General features: G+C 68.4%; 20 protein-coding genes. 9 read left to right on the forward strand and 11 right to left on the reverse strand.

The window, feature by feature from the left end:
• Positions 1 to 9: 9 nt before the first annotated feature.
• Together AC3B6A_RS14080 and AC3B6A_RS14085 are read left to right on the forward strand one after the other, a co-directional pair.
• Positions 10 to 1,635, forward strand: a complete 1,626-nt coding sequence (locus AC3B6A_RS14080; RefSeq protein ID WP_488397830.1) for an alpha/beta hydrolase family protein — start codon at positions 10 to 12, stop codon at positions 1,633 to 1,635.
• Between the two features lie 64 nt (positions 1,636 to 1,699).
• Positions 1,700 to 2,608 (forward strand): LysR family transcriptional regulator, encoded by a 909-nt coding sequence (locus AC3B6A_RS14085; protein ID WP_488397831.1) that lies wholly within the window; start codon positions 1,700 to 1,702, stop codon positions 2,606 to 2,608.
• 31 nt (positions 2,609 to 2,639) lie between these two features.
• Here AC3B6A_RS14085 and AC3B6A_RS14090 read toward each other — a convergent pair whose 3' ends face one another.
• Positions 2,640 to 3,470, reverse strand: coding sequence for an oxidoreductase (locus AC3B6A_RS14090; protein WP_488397832.1), 831 nt, complete (start codon positions 3,468 to 3,470; stop codon positions 2,640 to 2,642).
• A gap of 408 nt (positions 3,471 to 3,878) precedes the next feature.
• Positions 3,879 to 4,652 (reverse strand): ABC transporter ATP-binding protein, encoded by a 774-nt coding sequence (locus AC3B6A_RS14095; RefSeq protein ID WP_488397833.1) that lies wholly within the window; start codon positions 4,650 to 4,652, stop codon positions 3,879 to 3,881.
• 237 nt (positions 4,653 to 4,889) lie between these two features.
• On the opposite strand from AC3B6A_RS14095, the gene AC3B6A_RS14100 reads away from it, so the two are divergent.
• The 5 genes from AC3B6A_RS14100 (at position 4,890) to AC3B6A_RS14120 (ending at position 9,737) form a co-directional block, all read left to right on the forward strand.
• Positions 4,890 to 6,683 (forward strand): acyl-CoA dehydrogenase, encoded by a 1,794-nt coding sequence (locus tag AC3B6A_RS14100; RefSeq protein WP_488397834.1) that lies wholly within the window; start codon positions 4,890 to 4,892, stop codon positions 6,681 to 6,683.
• 339 nt (positions 6,684 to 7,022) lie between these two features.
• Positions 7,023 to 7,436, forward strand: coding sequence for a hypothetical protein (locus AC3B6A_RS14105; RefSeq protein WP_488397835.1), 414 nt, complete (start codon positions 7,023 to 7,025; stop codon positions 7,434 to 7,436).
• 162 nt (positions 7,437 to 7,598) lie between these two features.
• The gene (locus AC3B6A_RS14110) at positions 7,599 to 7,778 is read left to right on the forward strand and encodes a hypothetical protein (RefSeq protein ID WP_207887598.1); all 180 of its coding nucleotides are present in this window, start codon (positions 7,599 to 7,601) and stop codon (positions 7,776 to 7,778) included.
• Between the two features lie 149 nt (positions 7,779 to 7,927).
• Positions 7,928 to 8,602: a polysaccharide lyase family 7 protein gene (locus AC3B6A_RS14115; protein WP_488397836.1), complete on the forward strand. Its 675-nt coding sequence runs from the start codon at positions 7,928 to 7,930 to the stop codon at positions 8,600 to 8,602.
• 232 nt (positions 8,603 to 8,834) lie between these two features.
• Positions 8,835 to 9,737, forward strand: a complete 903-nt coding sequence (locus AC3B6A_RS14120; protein ID WP_488397837.1) for a DMT family transporter — start codon at positions 8,835 to 8,837, stop codon at positions 9,735 to 9,737.
• A 147-nt stretch (positions 9,738 to 9,884) separates the two neighbouring features.
• Here the strand turns inward: AC3B6A_RS14120 and AC3B6A_RS14125 are convergent, their stop codons facing one another.
• Positions 9,885 to 10,043, reverse strand: coding sequence for a hypothetical protein (locus tag AC3B6A_RS14125; RefSeq protein WP_488397838.1), 159 nt, complete (start codon positions 10,041 to 10,043; stop codon positions 9,885 to 9,887).
• Between the two features lie 217 nt (positions 10,044 to 10,260).
• Between AC3B6A_RS14125 and AC3B6A_RS14130 the strand changes: the two genes are divergently transcribed.
• Positions 10,261 to 11,049, forward strand: a complete 789-nt coding sequence (locus AC3B6A_RS14130; RefSeq protein WP_488397839.1) for a lytic transglycosylase domain-containing protein — start codon at positions 10,261 to 10,263, stop codon at positions 11,047 to 11,049.
• A 143-nt stretch (positions 11,050 to 11,192) separates the two neighbouring features.
• On the opposite strand, the gene AC3B6A_RS14135 is transcribed toward AC3B6A_RS14130, so the two are convergent.
• The 6 genes from AC3B6A_RS14135 to AC3B6A_RS14160 all read right to left on the reverse strand — a co-directional run bounded on the left by AC3B6A_RS14135 (position 11,193) and on the right by AC3B6A_RS14160 (position 17,466).
• Positions 11,193 to 12,287, reverse strand: coding sequence for an arginase family protein (locus tag AC3B6A_RS14135; RefSeq protein ID WP_488397840.1), 1,095 nt, complete (start codon positions 12,285 to 12,287; stop codon positions 11,193 to 11,195).
• 26 nt (positions 12,288 to 12,313) lie between these two features.
• Positions 12,314 to 13,465, reverse strand: a complete 1,152-nt coding sequence (locus AC3B6A_RS14140; RefSeq protein WP_488397841.1) for a M24 family metallopeptidase — start codon at positions 13,463 to 13,465, stop codon at positions 12,314 to 12,316.
• A 75-nt stretch (positions 13,466 to 13,540) separates the two neighbouring features.
• Positions 13,541 to 14,380, reverse strand: a complete 840-nt coding sequence (locus tag AC3B6A_RS14145; RefSeq protein WP_488397842.1) for an ABC transporter permease — start codon at positions 14,378 to 14,380, stop codon at positions 13,541 to 13,543.
• Entirely contained in the window at positions 14,377 to 15,228 is an 852-nt protein-coding gene (locus tag AC3B6A_RS14150; RefSeq protein WP_488397843.1) for an ABC transporter permease, read from the reverse strand. The genes AC3B6A_RS14145 and AC3B6A_RS14150 overlap by 4 nt, the downstream gene beginning before the upstream one ends.
• A 1-nt stretch (position 15,229) precedes the next feature.
• On the reverse strand, positions 15,230 to 16,348 hold the full coding sequence (locus AC3B6A_RS14155; protein ID WP_488397844.1) for an ABC transporter substrate-binding protein: 1,119 nt from the start codon (positions 16,346 to 16,348) through the stop codon (positions 15,230 to 15,232).
• Positions 16,349 to 16,386: 38 nt separating this feature from the next.
• Positions 16,387 to 17,466: an ABC transporter ATP-binding protein gene (locus tag AC3B6A_RS14160; protein ID WP_488397845.1), complete on the reverse strand. Its 1,080-nt coding sequence runs from the start codon at positions 17,464 to 17,466 to the stop codon at positions 16,387 to 16,389.
• Between the two features lie 155 nt (positions 17,467 to 17,621).
• Here AC3B6A_RS14160 and AC3B6A_RS14165 point away from each other — a divergent pair, with 155 nt between their 5' ends.
• Positions 17,622 to 18,491, forward strand: a complete 870-nt coding sequence (locus AC3B6A_RS14165) for a LysR substrate-binding domain-containing protein (protein ID WP_488397846.1) — start codon at positions 17,622 to 17,624, stop codon at positions 18,489 to 18,491.
• A 359-nt stretch (positions 18,492 to 18,850) separates the two neighbouring features.
• Here AC3B6A_RS14165 and AC3B6A_RS14170 read toward each other — a convergent pair whose 3' ends face one another.
• Positions 18,851 to 21,286 carry an efflux RND transporter permease subunit gene (locus AC3B6A_RS14170; RefSeq protein WP_488397847.1) on the reverse strand — a complete coding sequence of 812 codons (2,436 nt, stop codon included), beginning with the start codon at positions 21,284 to 21,286 and terminating at the stop codon, positions 18,851 to 18,853.
• Between the two features lie 47 nt (positions 21,287 to 21,333).
• Complete coding sequence (locus tag AC3B6A_RS14175; protein ID WP_488397848.1) at positions 21,334 to 22,386, reverse strand: WD40/YVTN/BNR-like repeat-containing protein; 1,053 nt, start codon at positions 22,384 to 22,386, stop codon at positions 21,334 to 21,336.
• Positions 22,387 to 22,394: the final 8 nt, after the last annotated feature.

Below are 22,394 nucleotides of genomic sequence, written 5' to 3' on the forward strand. Positions count from 1 at the left end.
CGCCGCGGCATGACGATTGCCGACGGCTCCCTGCTCGCCCTGCTCGCCGTCGCGCTGGCGGGCTGGTGGCTGCGCCGTCGGCCCCTGGCGATGGGCGCATCCCTGCTCGCGCTGGTCGTGGCGCTTTACGACGTGTGGGACGACCGCTGGCAGGCTGCTGCCGGCGCCGTCGTCGCGGGGCTGCTGATCCTCGGCCTGCTGCCGCGGCGCAAGCGCCCGGCGCGGGTGCCGGTGTGGTCAGGGCTGTTCTTCACCCTGCTGACTGGCGCCGCGGTTGCCGCGCTGTATTTCTTCCCGGTCTCGCCGCTGCCCGCGCCCGGCGGGGCCTACCAGGTCGGCGTGCGCGACCTCGAGCTGGCCGATGCCAGCCGCACCGGCCTGCTCGGCGCGCCAGCCGGCACGGCGCGGCGCCTGCTGGTGCGTGTCTGGTATCCGGCCAGACCTGCCGCGGACGCGCAACCGCGCGGCTACTTCAGCGAAGCCGAAAGCCGCAGCACCGCCCGGGGTTTCGGGGAACTGTTGCGCTTCCCGGCATTGCTCACGCACCTGCGCCACCTGCGCACCAATGCCTATGAGAACGCCCCGCTGCGGGCCGACCTCGGCCGCCTGCCGGTGGTGTTCTACAGCCACGGCTACGGTGCCTTCGCCGGTATGAACGGACGGATCATGGAGGAACTGGCCAGCCACGGTTACGCCGTCTACTCGGTGCAGCACACCGGCGACGCCTCGCCCACGCGGTTCCCCAACGGCGAAGTGGCGCCCACCGACCCGGCGCTCCACGACCACCTGCGCGACGCCTTCGAACACGGCTTCTCCCCGATCCTGCTGCAAGGCTACGGCGGGGACGACCTGGCCCGCCGCCTCGATGGCCAACTGCGCCTGGCCACCGAACTCGAACCGCCGGCGGACCGCGCCATCCACCTCAGCGCGCCGATCTGGCTGGCCGACCGGCTGTTCGTCCACGACCGCCTGCAGGCCGGCGAAGTGCCGCCGAACGTCGCCGACCTGGTGGCTGCCAGCGACTTCAGCCATGTCGGCGAGATGGGCATGTCCTTCGGCGGCTCGACCACCGGTGCGGTATGCATGGTCGACAAGCGCTGCGCCGCGGCGGTCAACCTCGACGGCGGCGACTTCGACTTCACGCCCTTCGACCAGGATCTGCCGGTGCCGCTGCTGATGCTGCATTCGGACCTGTCGCTGTTCTACGGCATGCTCGGTCTCACCCCGCCGGCCCAGCCGCGCAGCTTCAACGACTTCTCCTACGAGCGCATCGAGCACGCCGGGCAGAACCCGCGCATCCACCGCCTGGTCATGCGCGACACGCTGCATGCCGGCCTCACCGACAATGCGCTGTACATGCGCCGCCCGCTGCGCGACGGGCTGACCGGCAGCGCGCCCACCGACGTGCTGATCGAAGCGCCGGCCGCGCTGGTGCTGGGCTTCTTCGACCACTACCTGCGCGGCCGCGACAATGGCTTTCCGCAGGCACAGATGGCGCCCTACGCCGACTGGCTGACGCCCTACAGCAACCGCGCGGTGAGTCAATGGTGGTCCGGGCTGCCCCAGGCCGAACTCGAGCAATGGCGGGCACGCCTCCGGGTCCTGCACGCACAGCGGCAGGCACTCGCGCCGTGAAGGCTTGACGGGCGTGCGACCCGTCGGCTACCACAGCAGCCATCCCCCCCCACGACGCGCCGGCATGAAGGCTTCCAGCAAGAAAATCAGCAGCGACGACCTGCGCCTGTTCCTCTGCATCGCCGAACACCTGAGCATGAGCCGCGCGGCGGTGCAGCTGGGGCTTTCCGCCTCGGCGCTCAGCCATTCCCTGCGCGGCCTGGAGGAGCGCCTCGACCTGCGCCTGTTCAACCGCACCACCCGTAGCGTGGCGCTCACCGAGGCCGGCGAGCGGCTGCGCGAACGCATCCAGCCGGCGTTCCGCGACATCGACGACGCGCTGGAGGACCTCAACAGCTTTCGCGGCAAGCCGGCCGGCACCCTGCGCATCAACGCCGGGCGTCCGGCGGTGCAGATGGTGCTGCTGCCGCTGCTCGGGCGCTTCCTCGCGGCCTACCCGGACATCCGCGTCGAGGTGGTCGCCGACAACGCCCTGGTGAACGTGGTGTCCAGCGGCTTCGACGCCGGCGTGCGCTTCGGCGAGACGCTGGAGGCGGACATGGTCGCCGTGCCCATCGGCCCGAATGTACGTTCGGCGGTGGTGGCGACCCCGGAATTCTTCGACGCCCACCCGGCGCCGCAGCATCCCCAGGACCTGCGCGGCCTGCCATGCATCCGCCTGCGCTTCCCCAGCGGCAGCCACTACCGCTGGGAGTTCGAGCGCGGCGGGATCAAGCTGGAAACCGAAGTGGACGGCCCGCTGGCGTTGGACGACATGGGCCTGATCGCCGAAGCCGCGCTCAATGGCTGCGGGCTGGCCTACGTGTTCGAGGACCTGGTGCGCCCGGCGCTGGCAGACGGCCGCCTGCGCCGCGTGCTGGAAGACTGGTGTCCCTATTACCCGGGGCTGTATCTGTATTACCCGAGCCGCCGCCAGCTGCCGGCGGCGCTCAAGGCCTTCGTCGAGTTCACCCGCGACCGGCGCGAGGTCTAGCGGCGGCCCGGGGCCGCCGCCCGCGTGCCGCTCAGTCGCGGAAGTCGGTGGACAGCGCCACGTCCTTCCACTGGGTCAGTTCCTCGATCACCAGGCGGTTCTTCGCCTCGATGCGCGCCACGGTGTCGCTGCCCAGCGGCAGGCGCTGCGGCGGGTTCTCCGCCTGCACCAGCGCCATCAGCGCATCGGCCAGCTTCGCCGGGTTGCCCGGTTGCGCGTGGTTGTAGTCGTGGGCCATGCCGCGCACCTTGCCGACGGTTTCGTCGTAGTCCGGCAGTTCCAGGGCGGTCTTCACCAGGGACTGCTCGTCGAGGAAGTCGGTGCGGAAGAAGCCCGGCTCGACCACCGTGGCGTGGATGCCCAGCGGCGCCAGTTCCTGGTGCAGCGCCTCGGTGATGCCTTCCACGGCGAATTTGGTGGCGCCGTACACGCCCCAGCCCATGTAGGCCTGGTAACCGCCGATCGACGAGATGTTGATGACGTGCCCGCTGCGTTGCTGGCGCATGTGCGGCAGCACGGCGCGGGTGACGTTGAGCACGCCGAAGACGTTGGTGGCGAACAGCCGCTCGGTTTCCGCCGCGCTGGTCTCTTCCACCGCGCCCAGCACGCCGAAGCCGGCGTTGTTGACCAGCACGTCGATGCGGCCGAAGCGCTTGATGCCCTCGGCGACGGCCTGGTGGGCTTCTTCCTCGCGGGTCACGTCCAGGCGCACCGCCAGCAGGTTGGCGTGCTCGCCCAGGCGGGCGGTGACGTCGGCGGGCTTGCGGGCGGTGGCGATGACCGCGTCGCCGGCCTGCAGGGCCTTTTCCGCGATGAGGGCGCCGAAACCACGGGATGCTCCAGTAATCAGCCAGGTACGCATTTGCAGATCTCCTCTCCCCTGGCCCGGCACTGCGCCGGGTCTTCGTGTTGGGTTGGGTTCACTGTAGGGCGGCAGGACTGCTGTGATAATCCCAATAAAATCGCATGGGTTACTGAGCGTAATTCAGTAATTTCGGAAAGCCCGGTATTGCTTCCCGTAGGATGGTGTGGAGCGAAGCGATACCCATCGATCACGGCTCCGACAGCATGGGTATCGCTCCGCTCCACCCATCCTACTGACTGGAGTTGCAGGCGATGGCCAAGCCGGCCTGCCGGCCGGATCGCGGATAAGATCCGCTCCTACGAAAGCAGAGCGCCCACCGTAGGAGCGGACCTTGTCCGCGAAATCCATCGCGGCGGAATCCGCTGCATCAGGAATAGGCGAAAGCCAGGCGCCCGCTCCTACCCATCAGGCATGCCAGCAGCGATACCAGCCATCCTGCTCGGTGACCTTCAGCGGCACCTGGTACAGCGCCGACAGGTGCTCGCTGGTGAGGATGTCGGCCTTGGCGCCGTCGGCGACCACCTTGCCCTGGGCGATCAGCACCACGCGCTCGATCTCCGGGATGATCTCGTCGATGTGGTGGGTGGTGATGATCATCGCGTGCTCCGCGCCGCAGAAGCGCCGCAGCAGCTTGAGCATCTGCAGGCTGGCGCCCATGTCCAGGCCGTTGGCCGGCTCGTCGAGGATCAGCGCGCGCGGCTCGTGCACCAAGGCGCGGGCCAGCAGCAGGCGGCGTTTCTGGCCGGTGGACAGGCGCTGGAACATGCGCTCCGCGTGGCCGTCCATTTCCACCGTGGCGAGCAGCTCCCGGGCCTTGTCGACCTGCGCCTGCGTGGGCTGCAGGTGGCCGTGGCTGCCGATGGCGCCGAAGAAGCCGGAAATCACCACGTCCAGCGCCTGGGTGAAGGGCGTGTAGTCCTCCTGCAGGTCCTGGGAGACGAAGCCGATGCGGCTGCGCAGGTCCCAGATGGTCACGTTCTGCAGGCCGAACAGGCTCAGCGAGCTGCCTTCGCGATCCACCGGGTAGAGCTCGCGGCTGATCAGCTTGAGCAGCGTGCTCTTGCCGGCGCCGTTGGGGCCGAGGATGGCGACTTTCTCGCCTTCGCCGATGTGCAGGGAAAAACCATCCAGCACGCGGGTCTGCTGCTGGTAGGCGGTGACATTGTTGAATTCGATCATGCGGGCATCAGTTTTCGACGGACAGAGAGCCCCTCTTCTACCACGCCCCGCCCGTCGGGAGCAGCAACTTCGCGGTTTCGCCGCCCGCGGCGCGCCCCTTGCCGGGGCCGGGCAGCCCGTTGCGGCACCTTCGGCCACAAAGGCCGGTCTGATCTCCTGAGGGCGGGTCGAGAACGCCCCGCACCAGCCTCGGCGGGACCGCCCGGGGATTCATGCGCCGCCTGAAGGAGTTCCCCCATGAGTGAATACGTAGCCCCGCTGCACGACATGCAGTTCATCCTGCGCGAGCTGCACCCGCTGGATGCCCTGACCCAGCTGCCCGGGCACGAGGAGATGAATGCCGGGCTGGTGTCGGCCATCCTCGGCGAGGCCGGCCGCTTCGCCCAGGGCGTGCTGGCGCCGCTGAACGTCGTCGGCGACCGCCAGGGCGCGCGCTGGCAGGACGGCCGGGTGAGCACCGCCCCCGGCTGGCGCGACGCCTACGAACAGTTCGTCGCCAACGGCTGGAACGCCCTCTCCTGCCCGCCCGGCTTCGGCGGCCAGGGCGCGCCGCGGCTGGTCTCGGCGCTGGTGGAGGAAATGTGGAACGCCGCCAACCTGGCCTTCGGCCTCTGCCCGATGCTCACCCGTGGCGCCATCGAGGCCATCGAACTGCGCGGCTCCGAGGAGCTCAAGCGCACCTGGCTGCCGAAGCTGGTGAGCGGCGAATGGACCGGCACCATGAACCTCACCGAGCCCCAGGCCGGCTCCGACCTCGCCGCCGTGCACAGCCGCGCCGAACCCCGGGGCGACGGGACCTACCGGCTGTTCGGGCAGAAGACCTTCATCACCTACGGCGAGCACGACCTCGCCGACAACATCGTCCACCTGGCGCTGGCCCGCGTGCCCGGCGCGCCGGAGGGGGTGAAAGGCATCTCGCTGTTCGTGGTGCCCAAGGTGCTGCTGAACGACGATGGCAGCCTGGGCCCGCGCAACGACGTGCATTGCCTGTCCCTCGAACACAAGCTCGGCATCCACGGCAGCCCCACCGCCGTGCTGGCCTTCGGCGACCACGGCGGCGCCACCGGCTGGCTGGTGGGCGAGGAGAATCGCGGCCTGGAATACATGTTCATCATGATGAACGCCGCGCGCTTCTCGGTGGGCATCGAAGGCATCGGCCTGGCCGAACGCGCCTACCAGCGCGCGGTGGCCTACGCCCGCCAGCGCATCCAGGGCGTCGAGACCGGCAGCTCCAGCCGCGCCAGGGTGCCCATCCTGCGCCACCCCGACGTGCGCCGCATGCTGATGTCGATGCGCTCGCGGATCGAGGCCATGCGCGCGCTGGCCTGCGAAGTGGCGCTGGCCATGGACCAGGCGCAGGGCCACCCGGCCGCGGCCATGCGCCGCCAGCGACAGGCCTTCGTCGACCTGATGATCCCGGTGGTCAAGGGCTGGTGCACGGAAAACGCCGTGGACATCGCCTCCCTCGGCGTGCAGGTCCACGGCGGCATGGGCTTCATCGAGGAGACCGGCGCCGCCCAGCACCTGCGCGATGCGCGGATCACCCCGATCTATGAAGGCACCACCGGCATCCAGGCCAGCGACCTGATCGGCCGCAAGATCGCCCGCGACCGCGGCGAGGCGGCCGCCGCGCTGATCGCGCAGATGCGCGACACCCAGCGCGGCCTGCCGGACGAGGACACGCAGCTGGCGGGCATCCGCCACCACCTGTTCCTGGCGATCAATGCCCTGGACGACGCCGTGGCCTACGTCGTCAACCATTACGACCGCCAGGTCCGCCAGGTGGCGCTCGGCTCCGTGCCGCTGCTGGAGCTGTTCGGCATCGTCGCCGGCGGCTGGCAATTGGCTCGCGCCGCGCGGATCGCCCAGCAGCACCTGGCCACCGGCAGCGGGGACACCGCCTTCTACCGCGCCAAGCTGCGCACCGCGCAGTTCTACGCCGGGCACGTGCTGACCCGCGCGCCGGGGCTGGCACAGAGCATCGTCGACGGCAGCGACGCCGCCCTGGCCATGGATGACTTCGCGTTCTGACTGCCGTGGCAGGTGGCCGCCCGTCCGAAGTCCGGGTGGACGGCCAGCAGGCGTAACGCCAGCTTTACACGCCGCCGGCTATCCGCCGTGCCTGCCCTTCGCCCGCTCCGGCACCAGGGAGCAGAGCGCCTGGCTATTTGCGGCCGCTCCCTTATGCGGGATTGCCCGTTGACACTCCGCCGGCGCTTACGTCTGATGGCCTTTCGTTCAGGCAAATGGTGTTGCCGGTTGACGGGTGTATGCGTTGTAGCAGCTGCAATGCCGCGATGACGAAGCCCAGGCGATCCCGACGGTCGCTCGCTGGACTTCATGGATTCATCGACACAGGAGATGCCGGCGATGCACGATCAGGCAGCCCGGAATACCCCGGAAGTCGATTTCAACGACCAGTTCTTCCTCGCCTTCGAAATCCAGGTCCTGCAGAAGGCCCTGCCCGCTTTCGAAGAAGCCTCGCGCTTCGCCCGCGACCGGGGCCTGCACTGCAGCGTGGAACTGATCACCAACGCCGACGGCCACCCCGAACTCAGCCTGCTCGCCAGGCAGCGCGACGACCTGCCGGACAGTTGCTACCGCCTCATCGCCGATCCCCAGTCCCAGGGCATCATCCATGAAGAATTCACCGCCGTGAGCCAGCGCACCCGGCGCCAGCCCTCGCACCTGGCGTCGCTCAACGGGGGGATGCTGGAATTGCAGCTGGCGGCGTTCTTCATGCATGCCTTCGGCATGCGCCTGGACTACGCGACCGAGCGGTGACCGGCATCCGACCGGCCGGTCGTCGGATCGGCTCGCGCAGACCGGCCGTTCCGTCGGCGCTGCCCGGAAAAGACTGATTCATGGCAACGCCGGGGCAGCGGGAGCCGCTATCATTCGCGCCCAGTGCGCCACTTCGTGCGTGTTTCCCGCTGTCGCTTCGCCATGAATGAATTCCTCGTGCATTTTCAGGACGGTCACTGCCTGGGCAAGACCGTGCTGCGTTCGTTCTCCCGCCACATGACGCTGTCCGAGGCACGCGTGCGCCTGCAGGCCTGCTACCCGTTGCGCGTCCCGCACCTGCTGAACATCCTGCACCTCACGCCGATGCTGCCGGGCCGCTGAGCCCCTCGCACCACGGCGCCTGCCGGGACCGCCCCGGTGGGGCTGGCGCCGTGCGTTCCGGCCGCGGGGACCGTTCAGCCGAAAATTCGAAGCGTCACGTCCATCGCCGGTCAAAGGCTGCACCCCCTCACCGTTGAAGGAGTGCCGGCATGAACGTGAGCATCGACAACCTCAACATCACCCTGCCCGTGGCGAAATCCCCAAGCGACCCGGTGGCCCTGGAAATCCCCGGCCCGCTCGCCCTGGAGCAGTATCCCGAACTGGTCCTGCGGCTGCCGGACGGCAGCCTGCAGCTCACCGCGCCGACCCGCGGCGCATCGACCAAGAGCACCCACCGCACCCGTTGCGAATGGAAGGAACCGCTCTACTGGAGCCTGAGCAGCGCCACCGAACACGTGAACCACCAGTTGATGAAGGTCACCCAGGTGAATTCCGCGCAGAAGGTGGTGGTGGCGCAGATGCACGTGAAGAACGACGACGGCCCGCTGCTCAAGGTGTTCTGGCAGAAAGGCAGGCTGACCATGGGCTTCCGCCAGAACTTCAACCAGACCACCCCGGAAAACAGCACGGTGCTGGACAACGTGCCCCTGGGCGCGGACTTCGACATCCTCATCCTGGCCACCTCCAGCCTGATGCTCAGCGTGCAGGCCAGCTGCAACGGCCGCACCTCGACCATCCCGCCGATGCCGCTGGACGCCAGCTGGGCGGCGCACATCTTCAGCTTCCATGGCGGGGTGTACAACCAGGTGGACTACACCGACGCGACCCTGCCGACCGATGCCTCGGTGTGCGTGATCAAGGACTTGCAGATCCACCACATCTGATCCCGGTAGGAGAGAGCTTGCTCGCGAACGCATTACACCGCATGGCTCCGGCGTGAAGCAGGGTTCGCGGGCAAGCCCGCTCCTACAACAAGAGCCTCGCCGGGAGCGGCGCTGCCAGGATGGAAAAGGTCGGTGCGCCGCCTTCCCAGGCGTCCCGGACAACCGGCAAGATAGCCCGACTCGCCACCGCGCTTCGGTGGCCCACTTTCTGCCTTTGCGCCCCGGGGTTTCCATGCAACCGCGCGACCTTGCCGCCTACCTGTTCCTTGCGATCGGCTGGGGGCTGTCCTTCCTCGTGCTGCTCAAGGCCATCGCCGGCTTCGGCTGGGTCGGCGCGGTCAGCTTCCGCGCGCTGATCGCCAGCGCCACCCTGCTGGTGGCGGCGCGGCTGTCCGGGCGCGTGCTGAATTTCCGCGGGCTGTGGAAGCCGCTGTGCGTGGTCGGCGCCACCACGGTCGCCGGCCAGCTGATCGGCATGACCTACGCCACCCCGCGCATCGGCACCGCCATGGCGGCGATCTTCGTCGCCGGCATTCCGCTGTTCTCCATGATCATCGGGCGCCTCTGGGGCCTGGAGCGCATCACCTGGAGCGGCCTCGGCGGGCTGATGCTGGGGCTGTCCGGCATGGTGCTGCTGGTGGGCTTCCCGGCGGTGCCGGTGACCCACGCCTTCATCCTCGGCTGCGCCGCCTCGGTGTTCGGCGCCATCTGCGCGGCCTTCGGCAGCAACTACGCGAGCCTGCACCTGCGCACCGCCGGGCCCTGGGAGGTGACCTGCGGCGCCTTCCTGGTCGGCGGCCTGCTGACGCTGCCGCTGCTGATCTGGGTGCCGGTGCCGGGCACGCCGCAGCCGCTCGACTTCCTCTATCTGCTGCTGTGCGGCTGCGTGCTGAGCGCGGTGAACTACGTGGTTTATTTCCACCTGGTGGCACGCATCGGCGCCACCAGGACCATCAGCGTGGAATTCGTCGTCACCGTGGTCGCCGTGCTCATCGGCGCGCTGGTGCTGGGCGAGGACCTGTCGCTGATCCAGGGCCTCGGCGCGCTGACCATCCTGCTCGGCTGCGCCCTGGTCCTGGGGCTGGTGCCCGGCACCAGGGCGCGCGCGGAGCGGCCTCTAGAGGAGCGGGCATAGCCAGCGATGCGATGCATCGCTCCGCAACATACCCACGCACATGGCACCTCGTAGGATGGGTGGAGCTTGCGATACCCATCGCCAGGGTCACCGACGATTGATGGGTATCGCTTCGCTCCACGCCATCCTACAAAGACGAAACGCCAGTCACCGGTAGGTCTGTCCGCGAGCAAGCTCGACTCGATCCTGCAAAATGGAATCGCGTTGTTCCAGGCAGGCCCCCGTCTCCTCGCGGAAGCAGCGGTACTTGCCATCGACTACCCGGGCCTGCGCCACGCCTTGGAACACCGGCAGCCCGTACGTCAAGGCAGGCTCCAAGGTCGGTTACAAGGGCTATAACTACCTGAACACATGGCAGGGGCACCCAGGAAATACCCTCCAAAGGCAGCGCCTGGCAGACCTGCCGGCCTGCCAGCAACAAGGGCTTGGGGCTACCGGCAACGGCAGCCCCTGTTGGTGTTTCTCACTTGCCCGGGTCAGGTGTTCCCAAGCCTGACCGGCGCCTGTGGCGCGGAGCGGTGTGATGGGTTCCAGAGCATGGCGATGGGCTCGCAGGAGCCTTCCCGGATGCATCGGACTGGCGTTGCTGGTCGCCCCGCTTTACGCCAGCGCCATGTTCAAGTGCCAGGCCCGGGACGGCACCATCAGCTACACCAGCCAGGCCGTCGCCAGCGCCCGCTGCACCCGCCTGGGTGGCGGCGCCAGGAAAAATGCCCGGCCAGGTCTCGTGCGAAACGGCAACCCGATCGCGGTGCCGATCCGTGTGTACACCTTCGTCCACAAGGGTATTCGCCAATATGTGAGTCGACGCCCCGTCGGGATCTCCGCACGGGTCGATGTCATCGAGGTGAATTACATCAAGGGCTGCTATCTGTGCAGGGCGCCGAAGGATTTCAAGGTCGCCTCACTGCGCCTGGACACCCGCTCCTATCGGCGGGAGATCGAGGCTGCTTCGAGTCGTTACGGTGTCGACAGGGCGCTGGTCCGCGCCGTGATCCACGCCGAATCGGCATTCCAGCCCAACGCCATTTCCGTAGCCGGCGCCCAGGGACTGATGCAGCTGATGCCCGCCACCGCCGTGCGCTTCAACGTGGACGACCCGTTCGACGCGCGACAGAACATTCATGGCGGCGTGCGCTACCTGGCCTGGCTGCTCAAGCGCTTCAACGGCAATCAGACGCTGGCGTTGGCCGGTTACAACGCTGGCGAAGCGTCCGTGGACGAGTACAACGGGGTGCCGCCCTACGCCGAGACGCAATACTACGTCTCCCGCGTGCAGTCCCTGACCGAGCGCTATCGCAACCAGCGCTGACGGGGCAGGTTCGGCGATGGTTCGCGAGCAAGCTCGCCCTACAGTCACGGCCAAACTCCGGCGCGCTTTCCTGTAGGAGCGAGCTTGCTCGCGAGCCGCATTGAAACGACCCGACCAGGAAAATCACACCGGGCTCGGGTCGATCAACCGAACGTCCACCCCGCCGCAGCCAGTCGCGTATCCAGCGCAGCCAGATCGGCCTCCACCCGCGCCGCCGGCTCGGGCATGTAGGCCAGCGGATCGGGCAGCGTGGATGGCTGCCCGAGGAAGCCCTCGGTCGCCGCGTGCAGGCAATACGCGCTGTAGGCCGGGTTGTAGCCGCCCTCCTGCACCACCAGCAGGCGCCCCTGGCAGAGTTCGTCGGCCAGCGCGCGGGCGCGGCGGGCCAGGCGGTTGAAGCCCTGCATGGTCACCAGTTGGCGGCCGTTGGGGTCGAACTGCGAGGCGTCCAGGCCGTTGGCGATGATCAGCAGGTCCGGCTTGAACGTCCGCAGCGCCGGCTCGACGAAGCGGGCGAAGGCCATTTCGTAGAGCCGGTCGCCCGAGCCCATGGGCAGCGGCAGGTTGAGGTTGCTGCCCAGCCCCGCGCCAGCGCCGCGCTCGTCCACCGCGCCGGTCTGCGGGTGGCTCGGGCCCCAGGCGCCGTGGTCCATGTGCAGCGACACGGTGAGCACCGAAGGATCGTCGTAGAAGCCCTCCTGCGTGCCGTTGCCGTGGTGCACATCCCAGTCGACGATGGCGACCCGCTCCAGCCCCGCCGCCTGGGCAGTCCGTGCGGCGATCCCGACATTGTTGAAGAAGCAGTAGCCGTCGGCCATGGCCGGCGCGGCGTGGTGGCCCGGCGGGCGCACCAGGGCCATGGCCGGGTTGCCGCGGGCCAGCAGGCTTTCCAGCGCCGCCAGGCTGGTGCCGGCGGCGGCCAGCAGCCCGGCGAGGCTGCCGGCGGACATCAGCGTGGTGCTGCTGAAGCGCTTGCCCTCGGCATCCGCCGCGAAGATGCCGCGCAGATAGCCGGCATCGTGGAAGCGCAGCAGTTCCGCTTCGCTGGCGTGGCGGCCCGCATGCCAGCGCAGCGAGCCGGCAACCGGCCCGCGCTGGAGGACGGCGCGCATGTTCAGCAGCCGCGGATTGCTCTCCGGGTGCTGCAGCTGCTCGGCCAGCAGGTCGCTGGGCGGCGCCTCGAACATGCCGGCGGCGGTGTCGTGGCGCAGCACGTCGTCGTGCCAGAAAACGTCCATCACCTGACTCATCAAAAGTCCCCCGATCAGTCGATCACCGTCAGTTCCGGCGGCAGCTCCGAAAGGCTCGCCGAACCCTTCTCGCCGCACAGCACGGTGTCGCCGAGCTTGATGCCGAAGCCTTCGCTGTACAGGGACAGGTTGGGCTCGATGGAGAACGACATGTTCGGCTGGAACACGTGGTCGTCGGCCTCGTCCACCATCATCGCCTCCAGCCAGGTCGGCGGGTAGGCAAGGCCGAGGCTGTAGCCGATGCGGTGCACGCGGGTGCGCGAGAGGTCGATGCGGTCGAGGATCTGGTTGCACACGCGGTTGGCCTCGCCCACCGGGGTGCCCGGCTTGGCGATCTCGATGGCGGCGTTGAAGGCCTCGGTGAGCAGGGTCGCCACTTCCTTCACGCGCGGGCTGGGTTTGCCGATCACCGCGGTGCGCATGAGGATCGCGTGGTAGCGGTTGCACACGCCGGCGTGTTCGAGGATCACCACGTCGCCGTGACTGATGGTCTGGCGGTGCGGCATGGCGTGGGTCATGGTGCTGCGCCGGCCGGTGGCGCACATCGGGCTGATCGCCGAATACTCGCTGCCGGCGCGGCCCAGGGCGTTGGCGACGATGCCGGCCACTTCCACCTCGGAGATGCCCGGACGCAGCGCCTCGAAGGCGGCCAGCATGCCTTGGTCGGCCATGCGCGCGGCGCTGCGCTGGTATTCGATTTCCTCGGCGGTCTTGATCAGGCGGTTCTCGGCGACCAGCGGGCCGGCGTCCTCGAAGCGCGCTTCGGGCAGGTAGCCCAGCAGCGCGTTGTACTGCGCCGGAGTGAAGGTCGAGGCGGTCATTTCCAGGCCGATGCGCGCCCGGGACAGGCCGGCCTGGGCCAGCACGTCGGCGACGATCTTCAGCGGGTCCTGCCTGGCGATGTCGTAGAAGATCGCCTCGTTCACGCAGGACAGCTCCCAGGTGCAGGGCTCTTCGCTGGTGCGGGTGAGGAACACCGGCTCGGCCAGCTTGGGCGAGATGACCAGCGCCTGGTACCAGAGGAAGCCCAGGCTGTCGAAGCCGGTCAGGTAGTTGATGTTGTCCGGGTAGTTGACCACCAGGGCGTCCAGGCCAAGGTCGGCCATGCGGCGTTTGACGGCTTCGACGCGTTGACGGTAGGTGCGCGCGGGAAAAGCGGTAAGCATGGGGATTCCCTCCTCAGGGACAAGGTGCGTTCGACAGGCAGTTTGTGCAGCCACTATCCAGTGGCCAGAGGTGGATCAGGAAGGCGGTCGGCGGCGCTCCAGGTACATGCGCAGCAGCATCACCGCCAGGGTGAGGACGATCATCAGGGTGGACACGGCGGCGATCGCCGGGTCGAGGTTGTAGCGCAGGCCGTCCCAGATGCGCTTGGGCAGCGTCACCACGTTCAGGCCGCTGGTGAACAGGGTCACCACCACTTCCTCCCAGCTCATCACGAAGCCCATGAAGAAGCCGCCGAGGATGCCACCGCGCACATTGGGCAGCAGCACGTGCCAGAGCGTCGGCCAGAGCCCGGCACCCAGCGAGCGGGACGCCTTGTACAGGCTCAGGTCGAGCCGCGCGTAAGCCACCAGCAGGGCGATCACCGAGTACGGCAGCGCCATCAGCAGATGACCGAAGCCGACGCCGGGCAGGCTGTCGAGGATGCCCAGGCGCGCGCCCAGGTAGTAGATCGACATGGCCGAGACCACCTGCGGCACGATCATCGGCAGCAGCACGATCAGCGTCAGCATGGTGCGGAAGCGCCGTTGCAGCCAGATGCCGGTGGCGAACAGGAACGCCAGCGCCGTGGACAGCGCGCCGACCAGCAGCGCCAGGCCCAGGCTCTGCAGGATCGACAGCAGCCAGGCACCGTCGAACAGCGTCGCGTAGTGGCGCAGCGACCAGCCGCCCTCCGGGAAGGCCAGGTAGCGCTGGTTGCCGAACGACAGCGGCACGATCACCAGGATCGGCAGCAGCAGGAACAGCGCGGACAGCACCAGCGCCGCCCAGGACAGCCAGCGCCCCAGCGGCGGGCGCGGCAGTTGCGGCTTGCCCGGCTTGGGCATGGCGGAGACGAAGGTTCCCTGCGGGGTCACAGCTCAGTCCTCCCGAGCAGCCGGCGGAAGCCGATGAGTTGTCCGAACAGCAGCGCGCAGCCCACCACCAGCAGCATCAGCACGATGCTCAGCGCCGCGCCCAGGCCCCAGTTGGAAAGCTGGAACATCTGCACGTAGATGTACTCGGCGAGCATCGCCGCCTTGCCGCCGCCCAGCAGCGCCGGGGTGACGAAGCAGCCGAGGCTGAACACGAAGACGATGGCCGAGGCGGCGACCACGCCTGGCAGGGTCAGCGGGATGAAGATGTCCTTCAGCGTCTGCCAGTGGCTGGCGCCCAGGCTGCTGGAGGCGCGCAGCAGGCTGTCGTCCACCTGCTTGAGCGACGACAGCAGCGGCAGCACCGCGTACGGCACCATGAAGTGCACCATGCCGATCAGCGCGCCCAGTTCGTTGCGCACCAGCGGCGGTGGCGCGTCGAACCAGCCGGTGGCCATCAGCCCCTGGCTCACAATTCCTCCATTACGCAAAAGAACCAGCCAGGCGAAGGCGCGGATCAGCATCGACAGCCAGAACGGCAACAGCACGAACAGCTCGATCAGCTGCCGCCCGCGCGGCGTCGCGAAACGCCAGCGATAGGCGATCAGGTAGGCGATGGCGACGCTGATCGCGGTGGTCAGCAGGCAGATGCGCAGGGTGCGCCAGATCACCGCCTGCAGGTTGGCGTTGTCAGCGATGGCCGCGTAGTTCTGCGTGCCCCATTCCGGCAGGCTGAAGCTCCAGCCCAGCACGCCGAGGGTCGGCAGCAGGTAGCCGACCACCACGAGCAGCGGCAGGGGCAGGATCAGCAGGCCGTAGACCGGCAGCACGCCCGGTGCGAAGCGCCGCATCTCAGCCACCGATCAGCGCCAGGTAGCGCTCCAGGGTTTCGCCGTAGTGCTCGGCGTGCCACTTGTTGTTCAGCGACACCTGCTTCTTCAGGTTGTCCGGCGCGGTGGGGTTGATCGCCTGCAGCTGGGCGCTGAGCAGGTCGTTGGCCTTCAGGTTCACCGGGCCCATGTTGTAGACCTCCATGAGCCTGGCCTGCACCTCCGGGCGCAGCGCGAAGGCGATGAAGTCCATGGCCGCCTTGGTGCCGGCCGGGTTGCTTTTCGGCACCATCCACACCGAGGGCGAGACGATGCCGCCGTCGAAGCTCCAGTCGATCTTGCCGGCGGTGTCGTTCTTCACCAGCTCGGCGCGGGTGTGCCACATCTGCGCCATGCTCACTTCGCCGTCGCGGATCAGCTGCTGCGACTCGGCGCCGGTGGACCAGTGGGTGGCGATGTGCGGCAGCAGCTGCTCGATCTTGCGCAGCGCGCGGTCCACGTCCAGCGGGTAGAGCTGCTCCGGCGGCACGCCGTCGGCCAGCAGCGCGCATTCGAGGTTGGCGCTCATCCACTTGTAGAGCGTGCGCTTGCCCGGGTACTTCTTCACGTCCCAGAAATCGGCCCAGGACCTGGGCGGGTTCTTGCCGAACTGCGCGTGGTCGTAGCCGATCACGTAGCTGTAGGTGTAGTTGGCGAGGCCGAAGTCATGCACGTCGCCGTAGCCGATCAGCGACTTGTCGACGATGCCGAAGTCGATGGGCGCGAGGAACTGGTCCCGCCCCAGGCGGTAGGACGAATACATCTCGCCGTCGCACACGTCCCAGTGCACCGCGCCGCTGTTCACCTGGGTCTTCAGCGCGCCTTCGGTGGGGCCGCTGCCGTCGATCTTCAGGGTCATCCCGGAAACGTCGTTGAAGCCGCCGAAGCTCTTCTCGAAGGCCGGCACCGCATCGCCGCCCCAGTTGGCGACGACCAGGTTGCCGGCGGCGAAGGCGCGGCCGCCAGTGCCGAACGGCAAGGCGCTGGCGGCGGCGAGCAGCAACAGGCTGCGGTTGAAATCGCGGCGGCTGATGCCGGCGCGCTCGCCACGCCGGGCGGCGATGTCCAGTGCGTCTTCGATGAAGCCTTGGCGTTCTTTCATGTGATTGCTCCCCAAACGTTGTTTTCGTTATGCGTGAGTCAGGCGGACAACAGATGACAGTGCTGCGGCGACCAGCTGCACCAGTAGCGCTGGCCGCTGTGCAGATCGCCCAGCAGCGGGTGCGACACCGGCAGGCGCAGGTCGAGACGCTCGCCCTGCTCCAGGGTCAGTTCCAGATTGACGTGGGCGCCCTGGTAGGTGGCGCTGCCGGCGGTGGCGCAGAGGCCGTTGTCGCGCCCGGCGTCCTGCAACGGGCGCAGGTCGATGTGCTCCGGGCGCACCGCCAGCCAGCTCTTGCCGCCCTGCCCGGTATTGGGTGCGTGCGCCACGCGCAGATGCTGGCCACGGAAATCGCAGAGCGTGGCTTCGGCTTCGCGAGCGACCACGCCCACCTCCAAGAGGTTGGTATCGCCGAGGAAGTTGGCGACGAAGCGGCTGGCCGGGCGTTCGTACACTTCGCGCGGAGTGCCGACCTGCTCCAGGCGGCCCTTGTTGAACACGGCGATGCGGTCGGACAGCGCCAGGGCTTCTTCCTGGTCGTGGGTGACGAAGACGAAGGTGGTGCCGAAGTCCTTGTGCATGCGCGCCAGTTCGCCCTGCATCTCCTGGCGCAGGCGGCGATCAAGGGCGGACAGCGGCTCGTCGAGCAGGAGCAGTTTCGGCTTGAACACCAGCGCGCGGGCCAGCGCCACGCGCTGCTGCTGGCCGCCGGAAAGCTGGGCGATGCCGCGCTCGCCCATGCCGGCCAGGCCGACGCGCCCCAACACCTCGGCGACCCGGCGCGCGATCTCGGCGCCCGGCACCTTGCGGATGCGCAGCGGGTAGGCGACGTTCTGCGCCACGCTCATGTGCGGGAACAGCGCGTAGCCCTGGAACACCACGCCGAACTCGCGCTGCTCCGGCGGCAGGCGGGTGATGTCGCGGCCGCCCTGTTCGATGCGCCCTGCGCTGGGCTCGACGAAGCCGGCGAGCATCATCAGCGTGGTGCTTTTGCCCGAGCCGGAAGGCCCCAGCAGGGTGAGGAATTCACCCTGGCGGATGCTCAGGCTGAGGTCGCTCAGGACCTGCAGGTTGCCGTAGCGCTTGCCCAGGCCGAGCAAGTCGACGAAATGCTGCATGGCGGGTCTCCAACCGTTTGTTCTTGTTGATCGGTGTTGGCGTGGGAGCATCTTCTGTGCAAATTTTACTAACGGCAACTCAAAAGATTTCCGCCTGAACCGTTAGTCAAATTCACATAAAAGGCCTCTCCATGCGTTCGAACAGTGCATTCCGCATGCCCTCCCTCATCGCCCTGCGCGCTTTCGAGGCGCTGGTCCGGCAAGGCAGCATCAGCCGTGCGGCGCTGGAGCTGCACGTCACCCACGGGGCGGTCAGCCACCAGGTGAAGAAGCTGGAGGAAGAACTGGGCATGGCCCTGGTGAAGCGCCAGGGCAAGGGCGTCAGGCTGACTCCGGCCGGGCGCCAGTTGAGCCAGCAGATCAGCAGCGCCTTCGACCAGCTGCGCGACATCCGCCGCGCCTTGCCCAACGAGGAGCCGGCCGGCGAGCTGCGCATCGCCTGTGCCCCGGCGCTGCTGGCGCGGGTGTCGTCACTGCTGGAGAAATTCCTGCGCAACTATCAGGAAGTCGCCCTGCACCTGCTGCCGATGAGCAGCGACCTGGGCGAGGCGGACATGGTGATTTCCTTCGGCGAGACGCACATCGAGGGCCAGCGCTTCGCGGCGCTGGGCGACATCCGCTACTTCCCGGTGTGCAGCCCACGCCTGCTCAACACCCAGGAACACCTGCGCAAGCCCCGCGACCTGGCGCGCCAGGTGCTGCTGCACGAGGACGACGGCTTCGACTGGAGCCGCTACTTCCTCGCCGCCGGCGTGCCCGGCCTGCAGGCGCGGCAGAACGTGTTCCTCCCCGACGCGTACCTGACCATCCGCGCGGCGGTGGCCGGCGGCGGCGTGACCATCAGCGACCACATCCTGGCCGGCGAGGAGCTGCACCAGGGGCGGCTGGTGCGCCTGTTCGACATCGACTTCCCGGCGCCCTATCCGTACTTCCTGATCATCCCGCCGCATGGCAACCAGGCGCTGGCGCGGGAGTTCGCCGACTGGCTGCTGCGCGAGCTGGAGGCGATTCCGGCGTTCGATTGAATGAAGAGGCGGAAATGGCTAAGGAAAGCGCACCCGTAGGATGGGTGGAGCGCAGCGATACCCATGCTGCCGGTGCACGCGATTGATGGGTATCGCTGCGCTCCACGCCATCCTACGGACGAGGTTTGCCGGGTACAACGAAGCGCTCCGGGGGATTCGCGGACAAGGTCCGCTCCTACGGGGTCGCGCCGGCGCGGCTTTCGTAGGAGCGGAGCTTCTCCGCGATCCGCCGGCAACACCGGCACCCTGGCGGTTCGCGAGCAAGCTCGCTCCTACGAGGAGCACCCTGGTTCGCCCTGTAGGAGCGAGCTTGCTCGCGAACAAAGCTGCAGCGCGCCAGCCCGAGACCGCTTGCAGCCTCAGACCTTGCGCCCGTTCAGCAGGAAGTGCGACAGCGCCGGGATCAGGATCAGCGCGCCAAGCATGTTCCAGAGGAACATGAAGGTCAGCAGGATGCCCATGTCGGCCTGGAACTTGATCGGCGACCAGGCCCAGGTGACCACCCCGGCGGCCAGGGTCACGCCGACCAGCGCCACCACCTTGCCGGTGAAGATCACCGCCTGGCGGTAGGCCAGCGCCAGCGGGAAGCCGGCGCGCTGCAGCTGCAGCTGCACGCTGAGCAGGTACAGCGCGTAGTCCACGCCGATGCCCACGCCCAGGGCGATCACCGGCAGCGTGGCGACCTTCACGCCGATGCCCATCAGCACCATCAGCGCCTCGCAGAGGATCGAGGTGAGCACCAGCGGCAGCAGCGCCACCAGGGTCGCGCGCCAGCTGCGGAAGGTGATCAGGCAGAAGATGCCCACCGCCGCGTAGACGTAGAACAGCATCAGGTGGTTGGCCTGGCGCACCACGCGGTTGGTCGCCGCCTCGATCCCGGCGCTGCCGGCGGCCAGCAGGAACTGGCGGTCCGGCGTGCTGTTGGCCTTGGCGAAGTTTTCGGCGATGCCGGCCACTTCGTCCAGGGTCTGCGCCTTGTGGTCCTTGAGGAAGGCGATCACCGGCATCAGCGAGCATTCGGTGTTGAACAGCTCCGGGGTGTTCACCGAAGCCTGCTGGGCGGCGTAGTTGAGCACGTCCTGGTTGCGCTGCAGGCTGGCGAACTTGGGGTTGCCCTCGTAGGTGCCGGCGGTGATCTGGCGCACCGCGTTGACCAGCGAGGTGGTGGCCTGCACGCCTTCGTGCTGTTGCAGCGCCCAGCCCAGGCGGTCGGCGAGGATCAGGGTCTTGTAGTTCAGGCAGCCTTCGGCGGGCGTCTTCACCATCACCGCGAAGAGGTCGCTGGACAGCGCGTAATGCCCGGTGATGTAGGCGTTGTCGCGGTTGTAGCGCGAGTCCGCGCGCAGCTCCGGGGCGCCGGCGTCGAGGTCGCCGATCTGCAGGTGCTGGCTGACCAGCAGGCCGCCGGCGCCGAGCAGCGCGGCGACGATCAGGGTGATGCTCGCCCAGCGCCGCTCGGTGAAGTGGTCGAGCAGCGCCCACAGCCGGCCCAGGCCCTGCTCGCGCGCTTCCTCCTGCTCTTCGCGCAGGGCGCGGGCGGCGGCGCGCGGGCTGACGCCGACGTAGGACAGCACCACCGGCATCAGCAGCAGCGAGGTGAAGATCAGTACCGCCACGCCGATGCTGGCGGCGATAGCCAGGTCCTGGATCACCGGGATGTCGATCAGCATCAGCACGGCGAAACCCACCGCGTCGGAGAGCAGCGCGGTGACCCCGGCGAGGAACAGGCGGCGGAAGGTGTTGCGCGCGGCCACCTGCTTGTGGGTGCCGCGGCCGATGTCCTGCATGATGCCGTTCATCTTCTGGGTGGCGTGGGACACGCCGATGGCGAAGATCAGGAACGGCACCAGGATCGAGTATGGGTCCAGCGCATAGCCCAGCGAGGCCACCAGGCCCAGCTGCCAGACCACCGCCAGCAGCGAGCAGCCGATCACCAGCAGGCTGCTGCGCAGGCAGTGGGTGTAGAACAGGATGATGACGAAGGCGGTGGCCACCGCCAGGCCGAAGAACAGCATCACCCGCAGCAGGCCGTCGACCAGGTCGCCGACCAGCTTGGCGAAGCCGATCACGTGCAGGCGCACCGGGCCCTTGCCCACCTCGCCGGCGGCGAAGGCGCGCTCGTCGCCGAGGAATTCGTACTTCAGGCGCAGCTCGTCGAGGGCGCGGGAGAATTCGCGGTAGTCGATGCCCTTGCCGGTGGCCGAGTCATGGTCCAGCAGCGGCACCACCAGCATGCTGGAGCGGAAGTCGTTGCCCACCAGGCTGCCGACGATGCCGGCGCGGGCGATGTTCTGCCGCAGCTGGCCGATGGCCTCGGGCTTGCCGTCGTAGCCGTCGGGCATCACCGGGCCGCCCTGGAAGCCTTCCTCGGTGACCTCGGTCCAGCGCACCGCCGGCGACCACAGCGACTTCATCCAGGCGCGGTCGACGCCGTGGCTGAGGAACAGCTGGTCGCTGATCTGCCGCAGGCTGTCGAGGTAGGCCGGGTCGAAGACGTCGCCGCTGGGGTTCTCCACCACCACCCGCACCGAGTTGCCCAGGCCGCGCAGCGCGGCGCGGTTGTCCAGGTAGTTGCGGATGTAGGGATCGCCGTGGGGAATCATCTTCTCGAACGCCGGGCGCATCTCCAGGCGGGTCACCGCCATGTAGCCCAGCACCAGGGTGACCAGCGCGATTAGGGCGAGGAACAGCGCGCGGTTGTTGAATACCAGGCGCTCCAGCAGATTGCCGCTGTGGATGTCGAAGTCCCGCAGTTCGCGGACTACGGGCATTTCGCCTTGCTTGAGGTCGACCATGAGGCTGTCTCTTTTCTCTTGTTCTTATGTTCTGTCAGCCGGCGCGCTCAGCGCGCCGGCATGGCGTTCTCGCGCACGCCGCGGGCACCCACCAGCAGCAGCCGGCCGGAGCCGGCCACGGCGCCGCTGACGGGCAGGCGTTCGGCCAGCTCCAGCGGGGTGAAGCTGGCGCCGTCGTCGCGGCTGACCAGGCCCTGTCCGGCCTGGCTGAACAGGTACAGGCGGCCCTGGGCGTCGAAGCTGGCGGCGGTGAGGCTGACCGGCAGGCGGGTGTCCACCGCGCTCCACTGCGTGCCGCCGTCGACGCTGCGCACCGCGTGGCCGCGCAGGCCGTAGGCGAACACCAGGCCGGGCCGCGCGACCACGCCGAAGAAGCTGCCGGCGTAGGGCGATTGCAGCGCGACGAAGCGCTCCCGCTGGCGGTCCAGGCGCAGCAGCAGGCCCTGCTCGCCGACGATGAACAGGTCGTCGCCGCTCGCCGCGATGGCGGTCAGGTGCAGCGACTGGGGATTGTCGATGCGGTGCAGCCACGGCTCCCAGCTGCGCCCGCCATCGGTGGTGTGCAGGATCAGGTTGAAGGCGCCGACGACGAAGCCTTCCCGGGCGTCGCGGAACCACAGGTCGAGGAAGGGCTTGTCGGCGCCCTCCTCCTTCAGCCGCTCGGCCTGGTCCAGCCAGGTGTCGCTGTCCGGCTGCGGGTGCGCGGCGTAGTAGTCGAGCATCAGCTGGCCGATCTGCCGGCCGTCGAGCTGGCGCTGCCAGTGCAGGCCGCCGTCGGCGCTGTGCAGGACCACGCCGTCGTGGCCCACGGCCCAGCCGTCCTGCGGCGTGGGGAAGCGCACGGCGGTGAGGTCGGAGCTGACCGGCACCTCGGCCTGGCGCCAGCTGGTGCCGCCGTCTTCGGAATACAGGATGTGGCCGCGCGCGCCGACGCTGACCAGGCGCTCACCGGCTCGGGTGATCGCCAGCAGCGGCGCGCGGCCGGGGACTTCGCTGTGGGCCGCCGGCAGGTCGAGCACGTCGACGTACTCGCCGGCCTCGACGCTGCCCGCCAGCATCAAGGCGCCGAGCAGCAGCAGGCGCTTGAAGGGGATCTGCATGGAGCTTT

This window comes from Pseudomonas sp. B12(2026) (assembly GCF_057767015.1).

Excerpts from the sequence above, each read along its gene's own strand:
- AC3B6A_RS14130 (WP_488397839.1), top strand. The coding sequence starts at position 10,261 with ATGGGTTCCAGAGCATGGCGATGGGCTCGCAGGAGCCTTCCCGGATGC.
- AC3B6A_RS14105 (WP_488397835.1), top strand. The coding sequence starts at position 7,023 with ATGCACGATCAGGCAGCCCGGAATACCCCGGAAGTCGATTTCAACGAC.
- AC3B6A_RS14095 (WP_488397833.1), bottom strand. The coding sequence starts at position 4,652 with ATGATCGAATTCAACAATGTCACCGCCTACCAGCAGCAGACCCGCGTG.
- AC3B6A_RS14085 (WP_488397831.1), top strand. The coding sequence starts at position 1,700 with ATGAAGGCTTCCAGCAAGAAAATCAGCAGCGACGACCTGCGCCTGTTC.
- AC3B6A_RS14135 (WP_488397840.1), bottom strand. The coding sequence starts at position 12,287 with ATGGACGTTTTCTGGCACGACGACGTGCTGCGCCACGACACCGCCGCC.
- AC3B6A_RS14080 (WP_488397830.1), top strand. The coding sequence starts at position 10 with ATGACGATTGCCGACGGCTCCCTGCTCGCCCTGCTCGCCGTCGCGCTG.
- AC3B6A_RS14155 (WP_488397844.1), bottom strand. The coding sequence starts at position 16,348 with ATGAAAGAACGCCAAGGCTTCATCGAAGACGCACTGGACATCGCCGCC.
- AC3B6A_RS14170 (WP_488397847.1), bottom strand. The coding sequence starts at position 21,286 with ATGGTCGACCTCAAGCAAGGCGAAATGCCCGTAGTCCGCGAACTGCGG.
- AC3B6A_RS14115 (WP_488397836.1), top strand. The coding sequence starts at position 7,928 with ATGAACGTGAGCATCGACAACCTCAACATCACCCTGCCCGTGGCGAAA.
- AC3B6A_RS14120 (WP_488397837.1), top strand. The coding sequence starts at position 8,835 with ATGCAACCGCGCGACCTTGCCGCCTACCTGTTCCTTGCGATCGGCTGG.
- AC3B6A_RS14175 (WP_488397848.1), bottom strand. The coding sequence starts at position 22,386 with ATGCAGATCCCCTTCAAGCGCCTGCTGCTGCTCGGCGCCTTGATGCTG.
- AC3B6A_RS14160 (WP_488397845.1), bottom strand. The coding sequence starts at position 17,466 with ATGCAGCATTTCGTCGACTTGCTCGGCCTGGGCAAGCGCTACGGCAAC.
- AC3B6A_RS14140 (WP_488397841.1), bottom strand. The coding sequence starts at position 13,465 with ATGCTTACCGCTTTTCCCGCGCGCACCTACCGTCAACGCGTCGAAGCC.
- AC3B6A_RS14165 (WP_488397846.1), top strand. The coding sequence starts at position 17,622 with ATGCCCTCCCTCATCGCCCTGCGCGCTTTCGAGGCGCTGGTCCGGCAA.
- AC3B6A_RS14110 (WP_207887598.1), top strand. The coding sequence starts at position 7,599 with ATGAATGAATTCCTCGTGCATTTTCAGGACGGTCACTGCCTGGGCAAG.
- AC3B6A_RS14150 (WP_488397843.1), bottom strand. The coding sequence starts at position 15,228 with ATGCGGCGCTTCGCACCGGGCGTGCTGCCGGTCTACGGCCTGCTGATC.
- AC3B6A_RS14100 (WP_488397834.1), top strand. The coding sequence starts at position 4,890 with ATGAGTGAATACGTAGCCCCGCTGCACGACATGCAGTTCATCCTGCGC.
- AC3B6A_RS14090 (WP_488397832.1), bottom strand. The coding sequence starts at position 3,470 with ATGCGTACCTGGCTGATTACTGGAGCATCCCGTGGTTTCGGCGCCCTC.